The sequence below is a fragment of the Quadrisphaera sp. KR29 genome (assembly GCF_052644995.1).
Genome location: NZ_JBQXXG010000001.1, coordinates 243,155 through 263,664, shown reverse-complemented (window position 1 = coordinate 263,664; position 20,510 = coordinate 243,155). Strand labels below are relative to the sequence as shown.

Sequence of the window (20,510 nt, the reverse complement as noted above, 5' to 3'; positions counted from 1 at the left end):
CACCCCGTCCTTCGGCCGGGAGACGGGCCGTCTTGACCGCCGCTGCGGCAGCAGCGGGCGGATGTCACTCGCGCGGCTCCCCGGACGCGCCCGGGGAGCCGCACGGGAGCGGCCTCAGCGCAGCCGCGCCGCCTGCGGGGCGCCGGCGGACACGGAGGCAGCGCCGTCGGGGCGCTCCAGGGAGGCGCCCTCGACGTCGACGTCGGGCAGCACCCGGTCCAGCCAGCGGGGCAGCCACCACGCGCTGCGCCCGAGCAGGTGCATCACCGCGGGGATGACCAGCAGGCGGACGACGAAGGCGTCGGCGAGCACGCCGAACGCCAGCCCGAAGCCGAACGAGCGGATGATCACCGAGTCCGAGCCGATGAAGCCGGCGAAGACGGAGACCATGATGATCGCCGCGGCGACGACGACGCGCCGCCCGGCCCGCACCCCCGCGGTGACGGCCGTGCGGGCGTCCACCCCGTGGGCGTGCGCCTCGCGCATCCCGGAGACCAGGAACAGCTGGTAGTCCATCGCCAGCCCGAACATGATCCCGATGACGATGGTGGGCAGGAAGCTCAGCACCGGTCCCGGCGTGGTGACGCCGAACAGCGACCCCAGCCAGCCCCACTGGTAGACCGCGGTGATCGCCCCGAGGGTCGCGAACAGGGACAGCACGAAGCCGAGGGTGGCCGTCAGCGGCACGAGGACCGAGCGGAAGACGACGACGAGGATGAGCAGCGACAGCCCGACCACGAGCGCGAGGTAGCCCGGCAGCGCGCCGGCGAGCTTCTCGGAGACGTCGATGTTGCCGCTGGCGACCCCGGCGACGCCGTAGCCCTCCGGCAGGTCGCGGATGTCCTGGACCAGGGCCTCGGTCGACTCCGCCGTCGGGCCGCCCTCGGGCACCACCTGGAAGGCCAGCAGCCGCTGGTCCGCCGAGGCGCCGATCGGGGCGACGGCGGCGACGTCGGCCTGGCCGGCCAGCTGCTCGGCGATGCGCACCTGCTCGGCCAGCTGGTCGGTGCCGGTCAGCGGCTGCGGGAGGTCCGCCACGACGAGCAGCGGCCCGTTGGCGCCGGCGCCGAAAGCGCGCTCGGTGAGCTCGAAGGCCTGGTACTGGGTGGAGTCGGCGGACTCCGAGGAGCCGTCGGGCAGGCCCAGGCGCAGCGAGGCGGCGGGCACGGCCAGCAGCCCCAGCACGGCCACGCCGAGCACCACCGTGGCCACGGCGCGGCCGGTGCGCATGGGCCGCAGGGCGGCCTGGGCGGCCGCCTCGGCCTCGTCGTCGTCGTGGCGCTGCTGCTCCGCGGCGGCGTCGTGCCGGTCGTAGAAGGCGCGCTCGCGCCGGCGCAGCACGCGAGCCCCGAGCAGGGACAGCACAGCGGGGGTGAAGGTCACGGCCATCGCGACCGCGACCAGCACGCAGAAGGCGCCGACGGTGCCCATGAGCCCGAGGAAGCCGATGCCGGTGACGTTGAGCGCCGCCAGCGCGATGACCACCGTGAGGCCGGCGAAGACGACGGCGTTGCCGGCGGTCCCCGTGGCCAGCGCGATCGAGGCCCGCAGCTGCATCCCGTGCAGCAGCTGGCGGCGGTGGCGGTTGATGAGGAACAGCGAGTAGTCGATGCCGACCGCCAGGCCGAGCATGACGCCGAGGACGGGCGTCACCGAGATCATGTCGACGACGCCGGACAGCGACAGCGCGGCGGTGACCCCGACGCCGACGCCGACCACGGCGGAGACGATCGGCACGACCGCCGCGACCGCCGTGCCCAGGACGACGAGCAGGGTCACCGCGGCGACGACCAGGCCCGCGGCCTCCCCCGGGCCGAGGATCTCGGGGACCTCCTGCACCAGCTCCTGGCTGAGGGCCACCTGCACGCCGGGCAGGTCGGCGCCCTCGAGCTCGGAGACCACGGCCTCCTTGGTCTCGGGCGTCACCTCCTCCTGGGGCTCGGTGAACTGCACGACGCCGAGGGCGGTGCTGCCGTCGGTGGAGACCTGGCGCACGCCCTCGGCCACGGCCAGCAGGCGGCTGCCGAGGTCGACCTGGCGCGCCTGCTCCTCCAGCTGCCCCCGGCCGGCGTCGAGCTGGGCCTGCTGCTGCTCGAGGGCGGCCAGCTGTGCCTGCACCTGCGGGCTGCGCTGCGCCGCGGCCGGCAGCGCCTCCAGCTGCGCCCGGCCGGCGTCCAGCTGCGCCTGCCCCTGGTCGAGCTGGGTGCGGGCGGCGTCGACCTGCTGCTGCCCCCCGGCCAGCTGGTCGGCCTGCTGCTGGCGCTGCTCGGTGGTGGTGAACGGGTCCACCACGCCCGCGACTCCCGGCGCACCGGCCACGCGCTGCAGCAGGGCGGAGACCTCCGCCCGCTGCTCGTCGGTGAGGGCGGAGCCGTCCTCGGCGTGGAAGACCACCGTGCCGCTGCCGCCGCTGGCGTCGGGGAACTCCCGCTGCAGCTGCTCGGCGACCCTCGCCGTCGGCGTCCCCGGCAGGCTCACCTGGGAGGACAGCGTGCCGCCGAGGGTGAGGTAGCCCAGGACGCCGAGCGCGAGGAGCACCAGCCAGGTGGTCAGGGTGGTTCGGGGGCGGCGCGCGGCCAGGGAGCCGAGCGCGGAGAGCCAGCGGGCCACGTCAGGCACCTTCCGTCGGGGGGTCTGCGGGAGCGGTCGGCGGGCGGTGACCGGTGAAGCCGTGGCGGGCGGTGGCGAAGAGGACGTCGAGCAGCTCGCCCCAGCGGCGCAGGCCGGCCTCGTCGAGGGCGCCGGAGGTCTCCTCCAGCCAGGCGGTGGTCACCACCGCCATCCCGTTCATGATCGTGCTCGTGAGCAGCTCGATCTCCAGCGGGGTGGTCGCGGGGTAGCGCTCGCGCAGGCGCAGCGCGGCCCCGGCGCCGAAGCGGTGCATGGCCTGCTGGCGCACCCGCTCGGCGGCGGCCTCCCGCCCGGGGGCGGACAGGGTGCGGCACAGCCAGCTCAGCGCCGGTGCCACCGCGGGCGCGGTGAGGGTGGCCTCGAGGTCGTCCAGCGGGCCGGTGCGCACGGCGGAGGCGGCCAGGTCGGCCTCGACGGCGGAGATGGCCGTCTCCAGCTCGGCCTCCACGCAGGCGACCACCACGTCCTCCAGGGAGGAGAAGTGGTTGAAGACGGTGCGGCGGGAGACGTCGGCGCGGGCGGCGAGGTCGTCGGTGGTGAAGCCGGCCGCGCCGCGCTCGTCCACGAGGGCGCGGGCGGCGGCCACGATGGCCTCGCGGTGGCGGGCCTTCAGGGCGGCGCGGCCCTGGGGCGCCACGAGCATCACGGGACCATCATGCACTCAGTGCAACGACGTGCCCTGCCCGGTCGGTGTGACGCCGGGCACGCGCGGTCAGGCCCTCGGCGCTGCGGGGGCGGCCGCGGTGGGCACGGGTCCCCCGGGCAGCCCGGCGGGGCCGCGCTCGCGCCGGCGGCGCGCCTTGTCGGCGTACATGGCCGCGTCAGCGGCGTCCAGGAGCGCGTCGGCGCCGGCCGGCGCGCTGGCCACGGCCACCCCGACGCTCGTCCCCACGCGCAGGAGCGCACCAGCCACCGGCACCGGGGTGTCGAGCGCGTCGCGCACCCGCTGCGCCGCCTCGTGAGCGTGCTCCGCCCGCGCGAGGCGGGGCAGCACCACCACGAACTCGTCGCCTCCCACGCGCCCCACCGCACCCGCGTCGCCCACGGCCGCGGTCAGCCGCGCGGCGACCTGCACGAGCAGCGCGTCACCGGCGGCGTGGCCGTGCCCGTCGTTGACGGCCTTGAAGCCGTCGAGGTCGCAGAAGAGCACGCCGGCGGCGCTGCCGGGCGCCGCGTCGGCGGCGACCCGCTCGAGCAGCGCGGTGACCGCCGAGCGGGAGAGCAGCCCGGTCAGCGCGTATTGGTCGGCGGCGCGGCGCAGGAGGTCCTCGCGCAGCTGCTGGGCGGCGGCCAGGCGGCGGTGGGCCTCGTCCTGCTGGGCCGCGAGCAGGGCCAGGTTGCCGGCGGTGGCCACGCCCAGGCCCATCAGCGCCACGGACAGCCACAGGCCCTGGGCGCCGGTGAGCCAGGGCGCCTGGCCCAGGTGGTCCCCGAGGGCGCCGACGGGCACGGACAGGCAGATCCACGCCAGCCCCGCGGGCAGCGACCACCGCGCCGACCACTGCAGGTGCACGGCGGTGACCAGGGTGCACAGCACGGGAGCCGCCTCCGGCACCCCGGCGCTGCACGCCCCCAGCACGCCGAGCAGGCAGCCCAGGGCCGTGCGGAGCACCGCGCGGCGCTCCAGCGAGCCTCCCCCCAGCACCCGCTGGACCCCGTCGTCACGGCTGGCGAAGAAGGCCACCCACAGCACGAGCTGCAGCGGCCAGGGCCAGCCCCGGGCCGCACCCTGCAGCTGCAGGACCACCAGGGCCCCCACCGCCAGCAGCACCCCCGCGGGCGCCACTGCGAAGGCGCCGACGCGGCGCATCACGGCTCGTCCTCGCCGCGCCCGGCGCTGCCGGCGCGCGGCACGGACCCGGCGCTCCCCATGCGCAGCGCATCGGCAGGCGGGTGCGCTCCCTTGACCCGGTGGGGCCGGCGGTCAGCCGTCAGGGGGTGTGGTCCACCGCCAGCTGCGGCGGGGGCCGCCGGAAGCCGCGCGTGAGCCACGCCAGGTAGGCCACCCCGACCAGGGCCCACAGGCCCCCGACGAGGAACGTCTCGCCGGTGAGGTTGGTCCACAGCCACAGCGTCAGCACGAAGCCGATGGCGGGGACGGCGCCGTAGAGCAGCAGGTCGCGCGGGGAGCGCCGGCCGCCGTCCCACACGTACCCCTTGATGACCGTGAGGTTGACCAGCGAGAACGCCGCCAGGGCGCCGAAGCTGATCACCGAGGCCAGGGTGGCCAGGTCGATCACCAGGGCCAGCAGCGAGACGGCGGCCACCACCAGCGTCGCGCCCACGGGGGTGCGGAAGCGCGCCGAGAGCAGCGCGAAGACCCCGCGGGGCAGCACGCCGTCGCGGCCCATGGCGAACAGGATGCGGGCCACGGAGACCTGGCTGGCCGTCGCCGAGGCGAAGCAGCCGGCGATGTAGGCGGCCAGGAAGAAGTTGGCCAGGACCTGCCCGCCGGCCTCGGCCATCACCTGCAGGCCCGCGGAGTCGGGGTCGCTGATCGACTGCCAGTCGGGCAGCGCGGTCTGGGACGCCCAGGACAGGACCACGAAGATGACCCCGCCCAGCGCCGTGGTGATGACGATCGCGCGCGGCACCGACGTGCGCGGCTCGCGGGCCTCCTCCGACAGCGTGGAGATCGCGTCGAAGCCCAGGAAGGACAGCGCCAGCACCGCGGCGCCCGCGAAGACCGCCGGCCAGGCGAGGTCGGAGGAGACGAACGGCTCCAGCAGCCCCGGCCGCTGCGAGGCGCCCGCGAACTGCGCGACCACCAGCGCCACGAAGACCACCGCGAACACCAGCTGCGCGCCGACGAGCACGAGGTTGGCCTTGTCGACCACGGTGATGCCGACGACGGTGGTCACCGTCACCAGGGCGATCGCCACGACGACGACGAGCCAGGCGGGCACGGCGGGGAACTGCGCGTTGATGTAGATGCCGATGAGCAGGTAGTTGATCATCGGCAGGAGCAGGTAGTCGAGCATGAGCACCCAGCCGGTCAGGAAGCCGGCGTGCCCGCCGAAGGCGCGCTGCACGTAGGTGTACGCCGAGCCCGCCGAGGGGTGGGCGCGGACGTTGAGCGCGTAGCTGACCGCGGTGAAGGCCATGACCACGGTGGTCACGACGTACGCGGTGGCGAGGTGGCCGCTGGTCTGCTGGGTGATGAGGCCGTAGGTGGTGAAGACCGTCAGCGGCACGAGGTAGGCCAGGCCGAAGAGCACCAGCGAGGGCGTCCCCAGGACCCGGCGGAGCCTGCCGTCGACGACGACGCCGCGCGCCGCCTGCTGCTCGGCGGGAGCCCCGCCGCGGTCCACCGTGCTCATCGGGCCACCTCCTGGAGGGCTGGTGCGTGGTCGGTCAGCCCGGCGGCCCGCGCCGCGGCGCGCACCGCCTCGGCCTGGTGCGGGCGCAGGGCCTGGTCGGGCAGGTCCTCGTACTCCTCGGCGAGGAAGTCGGTCACGTCGGTCCTCTCCCCTGACATCTCCTCGAGCACGGCGACGCCGCACAGCGGCACGTAGACGGGGCTGTAGCCGCCCTCGTGGGTCATGACCACCCGCCCGTCGCACAGGCCGGCGGCGGCGTCGAGCACGGCGCGGGCCATCCGCCGGAAGCCCGTCGTCGTCACCACCATGCCGCCCAGGGGGTCCAGGGCGGCGGGGTCGAAGCCGGAGGCGACCACCACGAGGTCGGGGCGGTGGCGCTCCAGCGCGGGCAGCACGACCTCCTGCACGGCGTGCAGGTAGCCGTCGTTGCCGGTGCCCGCGGGCAGCGGCACGTTGATGGCCGAGCCCTCCCCCGCGCCGCGGCCGCGGTCGGCCAGCCGCCCGGTGCCCTTGGGGTAGAGCTGGTCCTGGTGGACCGAGACCGTCAGCACGTCGGGGTCCTCGGCGAAGACCTCCTCGGTGCCGTTGCCGTGGTGGACGTCCCAGTCGACCACCGCGACGCGCTGCACCCCGTGGTGGCGGCGCACGTGCTGGATGGCGATGGCGGCGTTGGCGAAGACGCAGAAGCCCATGCCCGTCTCCGGGCGGGCGTGGTGGCCGGGAGGCCGCACGAGGGCGTAGGCGTTCTGCACGCGCCCGGTGACGACGGCCGCGGCCGCCTGGACGGCGCCCCCGGCAGCCAGCAGGGCGATCTCCAGGCCGCCCGGCCCGAACGGGGAGGTGCCGTCACCGGCGTCCCCGCCGCGCTCGGCGGCGCTGCCGGCGCGGATGCGCTCCAGGTGCTCGCGGGTGTGGACGGCGAGAACGTCGTCCTCGGTGGCGGGCACCGCGCGGATCCGGTCCAGCTTGGCGCCCAGGCCGCTGACCTCCACGAGCGCCGCGAAGCGCGTCTTGGACTCGGCGGACTCCACGTGGTGGTGGGGCTGGACCAGCCCGCCGGGCCGCACGAAGCCGGCGTGGCTGCCGGTGTCGTGCCAGCCGTACAGCTCTTCCCACACGTAGCCGGTGCGCATGCGCCCTCCCGTCGTCCCGGGCGGCGTGCACGGACCGCGCCGCCGGGGTGCCCCGGACCCTAGGGGCGGCGTGACGCCGCGACAAGGGTCCCGGCGCGGATCCGCGTGGCGCGCCGGACGCTCGCTGCGGATCGCGCGGCGGGAGACGTGGTGCCCGACGGGATCAGCAGGGGGTCAGCGCCGCGGCAGCCGGGCCGACCACCGAGGGGCCGCCGAGCACGACCACGCGCTCGACCCGCAGCCGCCGCACCTCCGCCAGCGTCGCCGCGGGCACGCAGTCCTTCCCGGTGAGCAGCAGCGGCACCCCGCTGGGGCCGGACACGGCGGCGCCGGCCAGGCCGTCGGGGAAGCTCGTCCCGCTGGCCAGCATCACCGCCGAGACGGTGCCGGAGCCGTCGGCGGCGCGCGCCGAGGGACTGCCGTCGGGGTGCACCTGCGCGCTGGTCCGCGCGGCGGTCTCGTAGCGGTCGGCGCCGTACGTGCGCGTCACGGGGGTGCCGGGCAGCAGGGCCGTGAGCTGGGCGACCACGGCGTCGGAGACCGTGCCGGGGCCGCCGAGCACCACCACGCGGCTGGGCGCCAGCGTGGTGATGTCCGCGGCCAGCGACGAGGGCAGCCGCGCCGGGTCGGTGAGCACCAGCGCCCCGCCGACGGCGCCCGCCGCGGCGCCGCCCCCCAGGGCGTCGGCGAAGCCGGTCCCGGAGGCGACGTACAGCGGCGCGCCCGGGTCGGCCAGCACGCTGGCGGCGTACCCGGCGGTGTCGTACCTGTCGTTGCCGTCGAAGCGCTGGACCACGGCCAGGTCGCCCAGCTGCGCGATGGTCCTGTCGCTCACCGACCTGTCACCGCCCAGCACGTACACCTGCTCCACGCGCAGGCGGTGCAGCTCGGCGCGCACCACCGCCGGCAGCTGCCCGTCGGCGGGCACCAGCAGCAGCGGCGCCCGGTACTGGGCCGCCAGGGCGCTGGCGGCCAGCGCGTCGGGCCAGCTGGCGGCCGAGGCGATGAAGGCCGCGTAGGCGCCGTCCTCCTCGGAGAAGACCGCCCGGCTGACCTCGACGGCGGTGCCGATGCGGTCCTCGCCGGCGAGCCGCTGGACCTCCGGCGCGCCCACCGCCCCGTCCGCTGGCGCGGGCTCGGCCGCTGGCGCGGGCTCGACCGCTGGCGCGGGCTCGGCGGCGGCCGCACCGGCGGTGCCCAGCGCGCTCGCGGCGACCAGCGCAGCGGTCATCGCCGCTGCCCTCCAGCCGGTGGTGCGCACAGCCCGTCCTCCAGACGTCATCGGTGTCCCGTCGACCGTGGCACGCCGCGGGCGCGGATCCGCGGCGCCACGCCGCAGCGGGGCGCCGCGGCGCCACCTGCGGGCCGGGGCGGTTGCGCCGATCGCCCCTGGCGGGCGCACCCGCGGCGCTACGTTGCGGTGTGACGTGGGTGACCAGCGCGGGACGCATCGCCGTCGTCGTCCCCTGCGTCGACGAGGCGGCCGCGGTCGGCGCCGTCGTGGACGACCTGCGCGCCGCCCTGCCCGAGGCCACCGTGTGGGTCTACGACAACGCCAGCACCGACGGCACGGCGGCGGTGGCGGCCGCGCACGGCGCCGAGGTGCGGCGCGAGCCGGTGCCCGGCAAGGGCGCGGTGGTCCGCCGGGCGTTCGCCGACGTCGACGCCGACGTGTACGTGCTCGTCGACGGGGACGGCACCTACGACGCCTCCGCCGCGGCCGACCTCGTCGAGGTGCTCCTCTCGGGTCCCTACGACGTCGTGGTGGGCGCCCGCCGCCCCAGCAGCCCCGCCGCCTACCGGCCCGGCCACGCCGCCGGCAACCGGGGCCTGAACCGCCTGGTGGCGCTCGTGTTCGGCACCGGCACCACCGACATGCTCAGCGGCTACCGGGTGATGTCGCGCCGGTTCGTCAAGACCTTCCCCGCCCGCAGCCGCGGCTTCGAGGTGGAGACCGAGCTCACCGTGCACGCCGCCGCGCTGCGCGTGCCCCAGGTGGAGGTCCCCGTCGCCTTCTGCGACCGCCCCGCGGGCAGCGCGAGCAAGCTGCGCACCGTGCGCGACGGTGCGCGCATCCTCGGCTGGGTGGCGCGCCTGGCCCACGCCGAGCGCCCGCTGGCCGTGCACGCCCTGCTCGCCGCCCTGCTCGCGGCGGCGGCGCTGCTGGCGGGCTCACCGCTGGCGGCGGCCGTGCTGGCGGCAGCGGCGCTGGCCACGGGTGCCGTGCTCGGCGGTCTGCGCCGCAGCCGCCACGAGGCGCTGCGCCTGGCGTACCTGCAGCACCGCGCCCCCGGCGGTGGGCTGACCTCGGGCCGCGCCCGCGCGTCCTCGGGCGCGAGGACGGCGCCGCCGGGCCCCCGGACGCCCGTGCCGCACACGCCCTCCTCGCAGACGCCCGCCCCGCCACCGCCCGGCCCGCAGCCCGCGCTCGCCCGGTCCTCCTCCGAGCAGTCCCCGGCCGCCCGCTCCCCCGCCGCCCAGCCACCCGTGACCGCGGGCACCTGATGCCCGCGCCGCCCCCGGCGCAGCCCCTCCCCGCGGGCAGCCCGCGGCGGGCGCTGCGGCACGGCCGCGTGCGGCCCGCCGGCCCGCGGTCGGGCAGCACGAGGTCAGGCGTCCTGAGGTCGGGTGCCCGCTCCGCCCTGGCGTGGGCCGCCGCGCTGGTGCTGCTGCAGCTGGTCCTGCTGGCGGGGCTGGTCGGGGCGCAGGCGGTGCCCAACGGCCCGGTGATCGAGCACCTCGCCGAGGCCCTGGCCGACGGCGACTACGGGCCCTCCTACGTCCCGGACGGCCTGGGCGGGCGCGCGGACCGCTTCACCGAGTGCGTCGTGCTCGGCTACGGCGTCAGCTCCGCCGACGACCCCCGCTCCTTGTGGGTGCGCGCCATCGGCGGCCCGCGCCTGGAGGCGTGCGGCGCGGGCGCCAGCCAGATCCGGGCGCTGGCGGCGGGGGCCACGGTGCTGCCGCCGGCCGCGTACTACCGCTACTGGAACGGCTACGCCGTCATCACCCGTCCCGTCCTGGCGACCCTGGGCGTTCCCGGCGTGCGCGTGGTCTCCGGGGCGCTGCTCGCGGCCGCCGGCCTGGCGGCGTGGGGCGCGCTGCGGCGCCGGGCAGGGGCCTCCACCGCCTGCGCGCTGGTGCTGCCGGTGGCCCTCGCCACCAACGCCCTGACCACCCCCGCCCTCGCCTCCAGCCACGCCCTCGCGCTGGCGGCCATCGCCGCCGGCGTGGCGCTGACGGCGGTCGCCACCGGGTCGGAGCGCCTGGAGGGCTGGCGCGGCGCCGCCGTGGGCGCCGGTGGCGCGGGAGCGCTGCTGGCCTACACGGACCTGCTCACCACACCGGCGGCGTCCTGGAGCCTGTGCGCCGCCGCCGCCGGCGCCGTCGCCCTGGGCGGCGCTGCCGGCCGCAGCGGGCCCCGCGCGCCCGGCGCGCCCAGGGAGCAGCTGCCCGCCGCGGCGTCCGCCGTGGCCGCGGCGGTCGCCGCCTGGCCGGTCGCCTACGGGGTGACGTGGGCCTCCCGCTGGGTGATCGCCGCCGCCGTGCAGGGCCCCGGAGTCTTCACCGCGGTGCGGGAGAAGTCCGCCGAGCGCCTCGACGGGGCCCGCGCCTCCGTCGACCCCTCGTTCGGCACGCCGACCGCCGCCAACACCGCGTGGTGGCTCGACACGGTCCCCACGGCCCGGGCGCTGCTGGCGGTGGCCGCCGTCGTCGTCGTCCTGGCCCTCGCGGTGGCGGTGCGGCGCCGCGGCGCCGGCGCGCTGCTGCTCGCGGCGGTGCTGGCCGCCCCGGCGCTGGTGGTGCCCGCCTGGTACGAGGTGCTGAGCAACCACTCTCAGGTGCACGCCTTCTTCACCTACCGCAGCGTCCCCGCGGCCGTCGGGGTGGTGGTGTCCGCGTGCCTGCTGGCCGCGACCGGCCCCGGGGCCCCAGCCCGCTGGCGGCAGGTGCCTGTGTGAACAGTGCGTGACGTCTCACCGCGTCGGGAACAACCTCGGCGGCGGCTGGGCTCTGGCTGGGTGGCAGCAGCGGGGGCGACCCCGCGCGCCACCGCTCGTCCCGCCCCTGGAGGACCACGATGACGCTGCGCGAGGAACGCTCCGCGCCCGCCCCCGCGCCCGGCGCACCCGTCCCGGCCTCCGGCAGGACGACGACGGCGGGCGCCGCCCCCGCCCCCGTGCAGCGCAGCCTGCTCGGCACGGTGCTCGTGCTCGGCGCGTTCGTGGCGATCGGCCCGCTGACCATCGACATGTACCTGCCGGCGCTGCCGACGATCACCTCCGAGCTGCAGACCACCGAGGCCGCGGTGCAGCTGACGCTCACCGGCACGCTGGTGGGCCTGGCGCTGGGGCAGCTGGTGCTGGGTCCGCTGTCCGACGCCCTCGGCCGCAAGGGCCCGCTGCTGGCCGGGACCGCGCTGCACGTGGTCAGTTCCGTGCTCATCCTCTTCGCCCCCGACATCACCACCCTGGGCGTGCTGCGCGTCCTGCAGGGCGTGGGCACCTCCGCGGGCGCCGTCATCGCGCTGGCCGTGGTGCGCGACAGCCTGTCGGGGCGGGCCGCGGCCACCATGCTGTCGCGGCTGTTCCTCGTCATCGGCGCGGCCCCGGTGCTCGCGCCCACCATCGGCGGGCTGGTGCTGGGCGTCACCTCCTGGCGCGGGGTCTTCGCGGTGCTGGCCGTCTACGGCGTGGCGCTGCTGGTGCTCGGGAGCCTGGCGCTGCGCGAGACGCTGCCCGCCGAGCGCCGCCAGCCCCTGGCGGTGCGCGCCACGCTGCGCACCTTCGGCGCGCTCCTGCGCGACAGGGCCTACCTCGGCCTGGTCGGCGTGGCAGGGCTGACGATGGCGAGCCTGTTCAGCTACGTCTCGGGCGCCTCCTTCGTCTACCAGGAGCAGTTCGGGCTGGACCAGCAGCAGTTCGCGTTCCTCTTCGGCGCCGGCGCGGTCTGGCTGATCGGCGCCACCCAGCTCAACCCGGTGTTCCTGCGGCGCTTCGAGCCGGCCCAGGTGCTGCTCGGCGGCAACCTCGCCGCCGTGGCCGCCGCCGTCGTCCTGGTGGTCCTCGCCACCACCGGCACCGGCGGGATCTGGGGCGTCGCACTGCCGCTGTGGGCGGTGCTGTTCGCCGGCGGCCTGGCCCTGCCCAACGCCCCCGCGCTGGCGCTGTCGCGCCACGGCGAGGCGGCCGGGTCGGCCGCGGCGCTGCTGGGCGCGGTGCAGTTCGGCGTCGGCGCGCTGGTCTCGCCGCTGGTCGGGGTGCTCGGCAACGACGCGACGGCGATGGCCTCGGTGATCCTCGGCGCGGCCCTGGCGGCCAGCGCAGTGTTGCTCGGTGTCGTGCGGCCCTGGCGGCTCGGCCCGGTCGACGTCGAGCCCGGCGCCGGCGCCCACTGACGCGCCGCCCCCCGGGGCCCGGCCGCCTCAACCTCCCCGACCGCAGCCGAGCGCTCGGCTGCGGTCCCACACCCCCGCGGAACCGCAAAGGGAGCGCCCGGCTGCGGTCCCACACCCCCGCGGAACCGCAAGGGAGCGCTCGGCTGCGGGGGACGGGTGCCGGGGCCTACAGGTAGCCGGCGGGCTCGGGGCCCTCGGCAAGCGCCGTCGGCACCACGTGGCGGCCGCTGACGCCGTGGACGATGAGGCGCAGCCAGTGGTCGCGCTGACCTGGGGCCCACGGCTCCACGCCGCTCTCGCGGGTGCGGCGCTGCACGTCCTCGGTGTGGTCCTCGCCCACCTCCTCGGCCAGCGCCCGCACCAGCACGCTCCAGCCACCGTGGTCGCGCTCGTCGAGCTGGTCGACCTCGAAGGTGACGTTGGCGTGCTGAGCGGCGTCGTGGACGGCGCCCGCGCCGGTCCGCACCACGAGCACCTCGTGCTCCACGGCGTAGTTCAGCGGCACCACCAGCGGGTAGCCGCCGACCATCACGCCGATGCGCCCCACGCGGTGCGCCCGCAGCAGGGCCCAGCACTCCTCGGTGCTGAGCTCGCGGGGCCCCTCGCGGTCCTCGCCACCGCGCTCGTCGCCGCGCCCGTCACCGCGCCCGTCCTCGCCACCCGTGCCAGCGTGCTGCGTGCTCACGGCCGCCATCCTCCCCGCACCGCGCGCTCCCGGCAGGTCGACGGCGCGGGACCCCCCGGCGCCCGGCTCAGCCCGCGCCCGGCTCATCCCGCGCCGGGAGCGGCGGCGTCGGCGGGCCGCTCGTGCGCGGCGCGGGCGCGCGAGGCCAGCGTGGTGCCCAGCGTGGTGCCCGCGGCCAGGCCGACCCCGATCATCGCCGCCTGCAGCAGCTGCCCGCCGCCGGTGCCGGTCGGGGCGCCGCTGACCACGGAGAAGAGGCCCTGGTAGATCGCCAGGCCCGGCAGGAGCGGCACGATCGCGCAGGTGACGGTGATCGCGGCCGGCACCCGCGTGCGCCGGGCCAGGGCCTCCGCGCCGTAGCCGACCACCAGCGCCGCCAGCGCCGCGCCCACCGCCACGGCGGCGCCGGCCGTGGTGAGCGCCGCCGAGACGAGGTAGCCCAGCGCGCCCCAGCCCGCCGCCTGCGCGGCGGCCCGCGGCCCGGCGAAGGAGGCCACCGCCCACGCCCCGGAGGCCACCGCGGCGCCCAGCGCGCGCACGGGCAGCGGCCACGGGACCACGGAGGCGGAGTACAGCACGAGGTCCACCCCGAGCCGGGAGGCCAGGTCGAGCACCCCGCCGATGCCCACCACGATGCCCAGCGTCAGCAGCAGCACCTCCAGCAGCCGTCCGCTGGCGGTGACGAGGAAGCCGTTGATGGCGTCGTCGGCGGCGCCCACCAGGGACAGGCCGGCGAGCAGCGCGATGATGCCGGAGGCCACCACCAGCGACGGCGGCAGCGCCGAGAGCTCCACCGGCAGCCCCGGCACCGCCAGCAGCGTCACGGCCACCGCGGTGGCCAGCGCGGCCCCGGCGGCCTGCAGGAAGAAGGAGGGCAGGCCCCACCCGCCCAGGCGCCGCAGGCACAGGTCGATGAGCGCCGTGGTCGCAGCCGAGATCAGCACCACCACCGGCCCGCCGCCCAGCAGCACCACGACGCCGGCGGCCATCAGCGCCAGCGCCGCGGTGACCACCACCGGGCGGTAGCGGTGCGGCGCCTCGAGCACCTCGTCGAGGCGGGCGTGCACCTGCTCGAGGGGAGGACGCTGCTGCTGCACCTCGTGCGCCAGGGTCACCAGCCGGCTGAGCCGGTGGTAGTCGGCGGCGCGGCCCTGCACCACCCGCAGCACGCTGGTGGAGCCGGTCTCCGCGGCGTCGTGGGCGACGAGGATGGAGGTGAAGGTGATGTCCACCTGCGCCGGCAGGCCGTACGCCGCGCAGGTGCGCCGGATCGCCTCCACCGAGGCGGCAGCGGTGGCGCCCAGGGAGAGCATCGCCTCCCCGAACCTGACGGCCACCTCCAGCACCTCGCGCACCTGCGGCTCGGCCAGCCCGGCCCGCTGCGCGCGCCGTCCGACGGGAGAGGCCGGCCGGCGCCCGGCGATGCGCCGGTCCAGCCGGGTGATGAGCTGGCGTCGCGGCGGGTGCGGGTCAGCCACGGGCGCGACCCTACGGGCCGCCCAGGGGCAGCGATCAGGGGCAGCGCTAAGGGGCAGCGCTCAGGGCAGTGATCAGGAGTAGCGCAGCGCCCTCGCCTCGACGTCGAGCAGCACCTGGTCGGCGACGGCGGGGCTGACCTCCCCGCGGCGCCGGGCGCGGAGCACCGCCTCCCGCTCGGCCTCGCTGGCCATCGCGAGCACCTCGCGCAGCTGCCCGTGCTCGCCGTCGGCCCCCTCGTCGACCAGCTCCTGCACCGCCGCGCGGTAGTCCAGCCGGGAGCGGTACTGCTCCTGGACGGCGTGCCGCACCCGCTCGGGCACCTCACCGCCCAGGGCGTCCAGGCGGGCGAGCGCCGCCTCGGTGGTGGCCCGGTGCAGCCGCCGGGCGTCGGCAGCGGGGTCGGCGTCGCTGGCCACCCCCAGCCGCCGGACCACCGGCGCCAGCGTCAGGCCCTGCAGCACCAGCGTCACGAGGACGACGACGAGGGCGACCACCACCACCTCCTCGCGGAAGGGGAAGGCGCCGCCGTCGTCCACCACCTGCGGCAGCGCCAGCGCCGTCGCGACGGTCACCACGCCCCGCATCCCGGCCCACGAGGTCACCGCTGACTCCCGCCAACCCGCGGGCGTGGCGGAGTCCTCCCGCCGGGCGCGCCGGCCGGCGAGCCCGGAGGCGGTGAAGACCACCACGGCGCGGGTCACCACCAGCACCCCGACCACCGCGGCGGCCAGGCGCCACGTCGGGCCGTCGCCCAGCAGCGAGGCGCCGAGCAGCACCCGGGTCAGCTCCACCCCGAGGAAGCCGAACAGCAGCCCGCTGACCGCGAAGTCCACGTAGCGCCACACCGCCCGGCCCAGCAGCCAGCCCGCTGAGGTCGACTCGGCGAAGGCGGTGCTGCGCAGGTACAGGCCGGCCGCCAGCACGGCCAGCACGCCGGAGGCCTCCACCTGCTCGGCCAGCAGGTACAGCCCGAACGGCACGGCCACGGTCACGGTGGTCTCCGCCGCGGGGTCGTCCAGGCGCCCCAGCGCCCAGCGGGCCAGCAGGCCCCCGGCGAGCCCGAGCGCCAGGCCGCCGACCACGGCCACCAGCAGGCCGACGCCGACCTGCGCCACCCCCACGCCGCCGGCGACCACCGCCATGACCGCCAGCTGGTAGACGACCAGCGCGGTGGCGTCGTTGAACTGCCCCTCCCCCTCCAGCACCGTGACCAGGCGCGGCGGCAGGTGCAGCCGGCTGGCCACCGCGCTGGCGGCCACCGGGTCCGGCGGGGCCACCACGCCGCCCAGCACCACGGCCACCGCCCAGGGCAGCCCGAGGGCGTGCGCGACCACGGCCACGAGGGCGGCCGTCAGCAGCGTCAGCCCCACCGCGAGCCCGAGGACGGGACGGGCGGCCTCGCGCAGCTCGCGCACCGAGGTGACCTGCGTGGCGGCGAACAGCAGCGGTGGCAGCACCAGCGGCAGGATGAGGTCCGGCGGCAGCTGCGGGGAGGGCACGGCGGGCACCAGGCCGAGCACCAGCCCGTACACGGTGAGCAGCACCGGCTGGGGCACGCCGATCCTGTCGGCGGTGGGGGTGAGCACCACCAGGCCCAGCACGAGCAGCCCCAGCAGGGCGACGGCGTCCACGCACCCGATCCTGGGCGCCACCCCGGCCCGCGGCGAGGCGATCAGCCGCCGCGCGGCGGCGAGGTCACGGGGGCGCGCGGCCCGGTGACCCAGGCGCGCACGGCGCGGCGCGGCGCGGCCCGAGGGACCAGCGAGGACCAGCCGGGCGCCCGGGACCAGGATGTGCCCATGCCGGTGCACCACCCGGGCGCGAGCCCGGGAGCCCCCCTCTGCCTCCCGCGGGTCGCCCGGGCCTGCCGCAGGTGACGCTCCTCCCGGGCCGCGGCGGCGCGGCGGCACCCGGCCGGGCGATCGCCGGGGCCTTCGCGGGCGCGGTGCTCGTGGGCACGCTGCTGCTCGCGCTGCCCGTCTCCACCGCCTCCGGCCAGCGGGCCTCCCTGGAGGACGCCCTGTTCACCGCCACCTCGGCGGTGTGCGTGACGGGCCTGGCCACGGTCGACACCGGCACGTACTGGTCCCTGACGGGCCAGCTGGTGGTCCTCGCGCTCATCCAGGTGGGCGGGCTGGGCATCATGACGGCGGCCACCGTCGTGGCGCTGCTGCTCTCGCGCCGCCTCGGCGTGCGGGCGCGGCTGGTGGTCAGGGCGGAGACCCGGGCGCTCGGCCGTGACGACGTGCGGCGGGTGGTGCGTCGCGTCGTCGCCTTCAGCCTCGCGTGCGAGGCCGTCGTCGCGGCGCTGCTGGCGCTCCGGCTCATCACCGGTTACGGCACCCCTGTGGGGCGCGCGGTCTACGAGGGCGTCTTCCACGCCGTCTCCGCCTTCAACAACGCGGGCTTCGCGCTGTACAGCGACAACCTGGTGCGCTTCGCCGCCGACCCGTGGGTGTGCGGGGTGGTGGCCGCGGCGGTGGTGGTCGGCGGGCTCGGGTTCCCGGTGGTCTTCGAGCTGGTCGAGGGGTGGCGGCGCCCGTCCACGTGGTCGGTGACGACGCGCATCACCGTGACCACCACCGCCGTCCTGCTCGTGGGCGGGTGGGCCGCGGTGCTGCTCACCGAGCGCGACAACGCGGCGACCCTGGGCAGCGCGGGTCTGCCCGGCCAGCTGCTGGCGGCGTTCTTCCACTCGGCCATGGCCCGCACCGCGGGCTTCAACAGCCTCGACGTCGGGGCCATGACACCGGCGACGCTGCTGGTCACCGACGCGCTGATGTTCATCGGCGGCGGCAGCGCCGGGACGGCCGGCGGCATCAAGGTCACCACGGCTGGGGTGCTCGCCTTCGCGGTGTGGGCCGAGGTGCGCGGGCACCCCGACGTCGCTGCGGGCCACCGGCGCCTGCCGGCGGCCACGGTCCGCCAGGCGCTGACGGTGGTGCTGCTCGGCGTGGCGCTGGTGGTGGGCTCCACGCTGGCGCTGCTGGAGCTCAGCGACCACAGCTTCGAGGCGGTGCTCTTCGAGGCGGTCTCGGCCTTCGCCACGGTCGGCCTGTCCACCGGCATCACCGCGGACCTGCCACCGGCCGCGCACCTGGTGCTGGTGGCGCTGATGTTCCTGGGCCGCACCGGTCCCCTCACCGTCGCCTCGGCGCTGGCCCTGCGCCAGCGCACGCACCACTACCGGCTGCCGGAGGAGCGCACGATCGTCGGCTGAGCACCCCGCCACGCACCGGCCCGCTCAGCGCGGGCGGCGCGGCTCAGCCCTCGTCGGACGACGACGGCGCGGCAGGACCCGCGGACGGCGCGGCGGCCCGCGGAGCTGCGCCTCCGCCGCTGGTGCTGGTGCCCCGCAGCGGGTGGCGGTGGCGGCGCCGCCACGGCGCCACCCCCAGGCCGCCCTCGTTGGGGGCCTCGACCTCCAGGCCGTAGTGGTCGCCGACCTGCGCGAGCAGCTGGCGGCGCTGCGCCCTGTCGTACACGCGCCGCTCGCGGCGGAAGGCGATGACGGTGGCCCAGCACAGCAGCAGCATGACCACGCTGAAGGGCAGCGCCACCATGATCGCGGCGCTCTGCAGCGCCGTCAGCCCGTCGGAGCCGCCCGCCAGCAGCAGCGCGCTGGCCAGCGCCGCGGTGGCCAGGGTGAAGAAGACCCGCACCCAGCGCGAGGGCTCGGCCGACCCGCCCGTGGCGATCATCCCCATGACCAGGGCGCCGGAGTCCGCGGAGGTGACGAAGAAGACGACGATGAGCAGGATCGCCCCGCCCACCAGCACCGGGGCGCCGGGCAGCGCCTCGAAGAGCTGGAACAGCGCGCCCTGCAGGTCCACGGTGCCGTCGGCGGCGAGCATCGACCCGGGCTCGCGCAGCTCGCGGATGACCGCCGAGCCGCCGATCACCGAGAACCAGGCGATGGTCAGCAGGGTGGGCACGAGCAGCACCCCGAGCACGAACTCGCGCACGGTGCGCCCGCGGCTGACGCGGGCGATGAAGACGCCGACGAACGGCGCCCACGACATCCACCAGCCCCAGTAGAAGGAGGTCCAGGCGCCCTGCCACGCCTCCCCCTCCGGGCCCTGCAGCGCGCTGACGCTGAACGCGAGCCCCACGAAGCCCTGCACGTAGGCGCCCAGGGACTGCACCATCTCGCGCAGCACGGAGACCGTGGGACCGGCGAGGAGCACGAACACCAGCAGCGCCGCGGCGAGCAGCAGGTTGGAGGTGGAGAGCCACTTCATGCCCTTGGCCACCCCGGAGAGCACCGAGAGCAGCACGAAGACGGTGATGACGGCGATGATCCCGACGTTGGCCCAGGCGCCGAGCTCCGGCAGCCCGACCACCTCCAGGCCCGCGCCGATCTGCAGCACGCCGAGCCCGAGGGAGGTGGCCACCCCGAACACCGTCCCGATGAGGGCCAGGGCGTCGATGGCGTTGCCCCAGCCCCCGTGCACGCGCCGGCCCAGCAGCGGCTCCAGCGCCCAGCGGATGGAGATGGGGCGGCCGCGGCGGTGGATGGCGTAGGCCAGGGCCAGCCCGACGACCACGTAGATCGACCAGGCGTGCAGGCCCCAGTGCAGGTAGGTCTGCGACAGCGCCCCGAGCGCGAGCTGCGGCGGGGTCCCCTCCCGCCCCGGCGGCGGGGTCACGAAGTGGCTCAGCGGCTCGCTGGCTCCGTAGAACACCAGCCCGATGCCCATCCCCGCGGCGAAGAGCAGTCCGAACCACGCCAGTGCGGAGAACTCCGGCTCCTCCTCGTCGCGGCCGAGCTTGATGTCGCCGAAGCGGCTGAAGCCCATGGTCAGGGAGAAGGCCACGAAGAAGGCGGCGATGAGCACGTAGTACCAGCTGAAGCCGGCGACGACGGCGGACTGCGCCGCCCCGAAGAAGGTGCTCGCGCTGCCGGGAGAGGTCATCGCGAAGACGCTCAGCCCGACGACGACGACGGCGGCCGGCCAGAACACCCACGGCACGACGCGCCCCCCGGCCGGCGCGGTGGCCGGGGAGGCCGGTGGCGCGGACGCGGGCGTCCCTTCTGTCCTGGTCTGGGTGCTCACGCCGTGCGAGGCTAGCTGCGTCGGTGATCACGTGCAGGGCCCGCGAGGGCCCCTGGGAGCCCCGCAGCGCTCCGACCAGCGGCTGGAGCCCCCAGGACCGTGACCCGACTGAGACGTGCGTCGGCGGCCGGACCCGTGGGCGCCGGGACCGGGGCGCCGGGACCGGGCGCGGCCGGGCGCCCAGGACCGGCCCGGTTCCCCCGAGCTGCCCTGACGGCCCGGCGCGGTCAGCCGCTGCCGCGCAGGTCCTCGGGCGCGTCGGCGCCGGCCGAGGACGGCGCCGGGCCGGCGTCGTCGCGCAGCACGGCCAGCAGGGCCGCGCGCCGCTGCGGCGACCAGTGCTCCAGCGCGGCGACCACGGCGTCGGAGCGCCGCTCGACCCACTCCCGCGCCAGGGCGCTGCCGCGCCGGGTCAGCCGGAGGAGCACCTCGCGGCGGTCGTCGCCCTGCACGCGCTCGAGCAGCCCGAGGCCGGAGAGCCTGTCGGCGGTGCGCGAGGCGGTGGAGACCGCTGAGCGTGTGGCCGCCGCGACGGCCGAGACGCTGCTCGGCCCCTGCTCGTGCAGCACGACCACCACGCGCAGCTGGGGCGGGGAGAGGCCGGCGTCGAGCTCGGCCGCCGCGGCGGTGATGACGTCGATGACGCGCGCCGCCGCCGCACCGAGGACCCGCCGGTCGTCGTCGTCCACAGCCGGCCACTGTGCCACCGGGGCCCTCCGGGCCTCGCCGGATGACGCTCCGGTGACGCGAGAAGGCCTTCGGCTTGCACGGACCTTTGCACATCGCAAAGGTTGCCCTGAACCACCG

15 protein-coding genes are annotated in these 20,510 nt (G+C 76.9%); 4 read left to right on the top strand and 11 right to left on the bottom strand.

Annotated elements, in window-relative coordinates; translation table 11 throughout:
• Positions 1–114: 114 nt before the first annotated feature.
• From ACUN9U_RS01070 to ACUN9U_RS01045, 6 genes are all read right to left on the bottom strand, one after another.
• The gene (locus tag ACUN9U_RS01070) at positions 115–2,610 is read right to left on the bottom strand and encodes an MMPL family transporter (RefSeq protein ID WP_445483065.1); all 2,496 of its coding nucleotides are present in this window, start codon (positions 2,608–2,610) and stop codon (positions 115–117) included.
• A 1-nt stretch (position 2,611) separates the two neighbouring features.
• Positions 2,612–3,274, bottom strand: coding sequence for a TetR/AcrR family transcriptional regulator (locus tag ACUN9U_RS01065; RefSeq protein ID WP_445483205.1), 663 nt, complete (start codon positions 3,272–3,274; stop codon positions 2,612–2,614).
• Between the two features lie 69 nt (positions 3,275–3,343).
• Entirely contained in the window at positions 3,344–4,441 is a 1,098-nt protein-coding gene (locus ACUN9U_RS01060; protein ID WP_445483204.1) for a diguanylate cyclase domain-containing protein, read from the bottom strand.
• Between the two features lie 121 nt (positions 4,442–4,562).
• On the bottom strand, positions 4,563–5,951 hold the full coding sequence (locus tag ACUN9U_RS01055) for an APC family permease (RefSeq protein WP_445483064.1): 1,389 nt from the start codon (positions 5,949–5,951) through the stop codon (positions 4,563–4,565).
• Positions 5,948–7,084 (bottom strand): class II histone deacetylase, encoded by a 1,137-nt coding sequence (locus ACUN9U_RS01050; RefSeq protein ID WP_445483063.1) that lies wholly within the window; start codon positions 7,082–7,084, stop codon positions 5,948–5,950. The genes ACUN9U_RS01055 and ACUN9U_RS01050 overlap by 4 nt, the downstream gene beginning before the upstream one ends.
• A 163-nt stretch (positions 7,085–7,247) precedes the next feature.
• The gene (locus ACUN9U_RS01045) at positions 7,248–8,345 is read right to left on the bottom strand and encodes a cell wall-binding repeat-containing protein (protein ID WP_445483062.1); all 1,098 of its coding nucleotides are present in this window, start codon (positions 8,343–8,345) and stop codon (positions 7,248–7,250) included.
• Positions 8,346–8,506: 161 nt separating this feature from the next.
• Here ACUN9U_RS01045 and ACUN9U_RS01040 point away from each other — a divergent pair, with 161 nt between their 5' ends.
• The 3 genes from ACUN9U_RS01040 to ACUN9U_RS01030 all read left to right on the top strand — a co-directional run bounded on the left by ACUN9U_RS01040 (position 8,507) and on the right by ACUN9U_RS01030 (position 12,482).
• Positions 8,507–9,589 carry a glycosyltransferase gene (locus ACUN9U_RS01040; RefSeq protein WP_445483061.1) on the top strand — a complete coding sequence of 361 codons (1,083 nt, stop codon included), beginning with the start codon at positions 8,507–8,509 and terminating at the stop codon, positions 9,587–9,589.
• A 158-nt stretch (positions 9,590–9,747) separates the two neighbouring features.
• Positions 9,748–11,046, top strand: coding sequence for a hypothetical protein (locus tag ACUN9U_RS01035; RefSeq protein WP_445483060.1), 1,299 nt, complete (start codon positions 9,748–9,750; stop codon positions 11,044–11,046).
• A gap of 119 nt (positions 11,047–11,165) precedes the next feature.
• Complete coding sequence (locus tag ACUN9U_RS01030; protein ID WP_445483059.1) at positions 11,166–12,482, top strand: multidrug effflux MFS transporter; 1,317 nt, start codon at positions 11,166–11,168, stop codon at positions 12,480–12,482.
• A gap of 166 nt (positions 12,483–12,648) precedes the next feature.
• Here the strand turns inward: ACUN9U_RS01030 and ACUN9U_RS01025 are convergent, their stop codons facing one another.
• The 3 genes from ACUN9U_RS01025 to ACUN9U_RS01015 all read right to left on the bottom strand — a co-directional run bounded on the left by ACUN9U_RS01025 (position 12,649) and on the right by ACUN9U_RS01015 (position 16,277).
• The gene (locus tag ACUN9U_RS01025) at positions 12,649–13,167 is read right to left on the bottom strand and encodes a pyridoxamine 5'-phosphate oxidase family protein (protein WP_445483058.1); all 519 of its coding nucleotides are present in this window, start codon (positions 13,165–13,167) and stop codon (positions 12,649–12,651) included.
• Positions 13,168–13,250: 83 nt separating this feature from the next.
• The gene (locus ACUN9U_RS01020; RefSeq protein WP_445483057.1) at positions 13,251–14,645 is read right to left on the bottom strand and encodes a threonine/serine exporter family protein; all 1,395 of its coding nucleotides are present in this window, start codon (positions 14,643–14,645) and stop codon (positions 13,251–13,253) included.
• Positions 14,646–14,717: 72 nt separating this feature from the next.
• Positions 14,718–16,277, bottom strand: coding sequence for a Na+/H+ antiporter (locus ACUN9U_RS01015; RefSeq protein WP_445483056.1), 1,560 nt, complete (start codon positions 16,275–16,277; stop codon positions 14,718–14,720).
• A gap of 242 nt (positions 16,278–16,519) precedes the next feature.
• Here ACUN9U_RS01015 and ACUN9U_RS01010 point away from each other — a divergent pair, with 242 nt between their 5' ends.
• Positions 16,520–17,866, top strand: a complete 1,347-nt coding sequence (locus tag ACUN9U_RS01010) for a TrkH family potassium uptake protein (RefSeq protein ID WP_445483055.1) — start codon at positions 16,520–16,522, stop codon at positions 17,864–17,866.
• A 43-nt stretch (positions 17,867–17,909) separates the two neighbouring features.
• Here the strand turns inward: ACUN9U_RS01010 and ACUN9U_RS01005 are convergent, their stop codons facing one another.
• Positions 17,910–19,703, bottom strand: coding sequence for a BCCT family transporter (locus tag ACUN9U_RS01005; RefSeq protein WP_445483054.1), 1,794 nt, complete (start codon positions 19,701–19,703; stop codon positions 17,910–17,912).
• A gap of 227 nt (positions 19,704–19,930) precedes the next feature.
• Positions 19,931–20,392, bottom strand: coding sequence for a MarR family winged helix-turn-helix transcriptional regulator (locus ACUN9U_RS01000; RefSeq protein WP_445483053.1), 462 nt, complete (start codon positions 20,390–20,392; stop codon positions 19,931–19,933).
• Between the last annotated feature and the right edge of the window lie 118 nt (positions 20,393–20,510).

Bases quoted from the DNA above. Each gene is read 5' to 3' on its own strand.
- ACUN9U_RS01055 (WP_445483064.1), bottom strand. From the start codon at position 5,951: ATGAGCACGGTGGACCGCGGCGGGGCTCCCGCCGAGCAGCAGGCGGCG.
- ACUN9U_RS01050 (WP_445483063.1), bottom strand. From the start codon at position 7,084: ATGCGCACCGGCTACGTGTGGGAAGAGCTGTACGGCTGGCACGACACC.
- ACUN9U_RS01030 (WP_445483059.1), top strand. From the start codon at position 11,166: ATGACGCTGCGCGAGGAACGCTCCGCGCCCGCCCCCGCGCCCGGCGCA.
- ACUN9U_RS01060 (WP_445483204.1), bottom strand. From the start codon at position 4,441: ATGCGCCGCGTCGGCGCCTTCGCAGTGGCGCCCGCGGGGGTGCTGCTG.
- ACUN9U_RS01065 (WP_445483205.1), bottom strand. From the start codon at position 3,274: ATGCTCGTGGCGCCCCAGGGCCGCGCCGCCCTGAAGGCCCGCCACCGC.